This window comes from Microbacterium sp. Bi128, from assembly GCF_918698205.1.
Genome location: NZ_CAKKMM010001197.1, coordinates 1 through 1579, shown reverse-complemented (window position 1 = coordinate 1579; position 1579 = coordinate 1). Strand labels below are relative to the sequence as shown.

Below are 1579 nucleotides of genomic sequence, written 5' to 3'. Positions count from 1 at the left end.
TCTCGGAGTAGATCTCTGGGGTTGCAATGGGCATGCTGACTCCTAATGTGAATTTCGTCTACGGGCTGGTGATCCTGGAGGGAACCTCGTCGGCTAGGAACCATCCTAGCCATTCCTGCGCCGGGGCCGTGTCTCCGGTCACGTGGCCCCTGTAACACTCGCGGCCGGGCGCTTCGGTCACGGTTCCGGCCTGCCGGAGGACTGGCCGGCGCCGGCCCCGCCGCCGGCATTGCGCCGGCCGCTGGCGGTACGCGTGGCTCTGGCTTTACGCGTGGCGCGGGCTTTCCGGATCCGCAACGTGATGACGGCTGCCACGACGACTACCGCGACCACCGCGGTGACGCCGCGTCCGGCAGATGTGGCTGCCGCTTCGTAGGAGTTCCCGGCCAGGTAACCGAGCAGGACAAATCCTGCACCCCACACCAGGCCGCCGGCGGCGTTGAAGGCCAGAAACTTCAGGTAGGGCATCCGTGAGCTGCCGGCCAGTGCGGGCATGACGGCGCGGAAAAATGCCACAAACCGGCCCAGGAACACCGCCGAACCGCCTCGGAGGCGCAGGAAATCCTGGGCCTTTTCAAGTCTCGCCAGACGCCTGTTCATGACTTTCAGACCCAGAAGTCTCGGTCCCAGGTGTTTGCCGACCTCGTATCCGGCCGAGTCCCCGATGATCGCGGCCAGCACGACCACGACCATCACGGACCACAAGGGCAGGACCCCGCGGCCGGCCACGACCCCGCCCAGAACCGCGGCGGTCTCCCCGGGGACAACGAAGCCGACGAAGAGGGCGTCCTCGGCGAAGACCAGCACGCCCACGATGATCAGGGCCAGCAGCGGGTCTACATTCAGGACGCTGTCCACAAACCCGCTCACCGGGTTTCCGCTCCCCTGCCGAAAGGGACGGCTTCATCCGACGTGCAACGGTGATTTCTTCGGTTCCGGTCCACATCCTTCTCCTCGCGCGTTCGCCTAGCACCGACAGCGTCTGCTGGTTTGCGATCCACGTCAACGGCTCGCTTGTCGGCACGGAACCCCGGGCCACGGACGCCTAAGAGTGGCTTTAGCCCGGGAGCTGGCCGAAGACGTGGCGGCGGATCCAGGCGTGCATCGCGATCGCGGCGGCGGAGGCTGCGTTGATGGAACGGGTGGAGCCGAACTGCTCGATCGACAGGGTGTCCAGCGCCGCTTCGTGGACTTCAGGGGTCAGGCCCGGGCCTTCCTGGCCAAAGACCAGGACGCAGTCCTTGGGCAGTTCGTAGGTCTCCAGCGGCACCGAGTCCGGGAAGATGTCGATCCCGATGATCGCCAGCCCCTCCCCCTGCGCCCAGGCCACGAAGTCCTCAACGGTGGGGTGGTGGCGGACGTGCTGGTAGCGGTCGGTGACCATGGCCCCGCGGCGGTTCCACCGGCGTCGTCCGATGATGTGGACTTCCTTGGCCAGGAACGCGTTGGCGGTCCGGACCACGGTGCCGATGTTGAGGTCGTGCTGCCAGTTCTCGATCGCGATGTGGAAGTTGTGCCGCTTGGAGTCCAGGTCGGCCACGATCGCCTCGTGCTTCCAGTAGCGGTATTTGTCCACCAC

The 1579-nt window shown here is 66.1% G+C and carries 2 protein-coding genes; both read right to left on the bottom strand.

Going from position 1 to position 1579, the window contains the following annotated elements:
- Positions 1–177 precede the first annotated feature (177 nt).
- On the bottom strand, positions 178–870 hold the full coding sequence (locus LQV45_RS31195; RefSeq protein ID WP_230011212.1) for a DedA family protein: 693 nt from the start codon (positions 868–870) through the stop codon (positions 178–180).
- Between the two features lie 187 nt (positions 871–1057).
- On the bottom strand, positions 1058–1579 hold a 522-nt coding region (locus LQV45_RS31190; protein WP_230011210.1), incomplete at its 5' end, for a TrmH family RNA methyltransferase.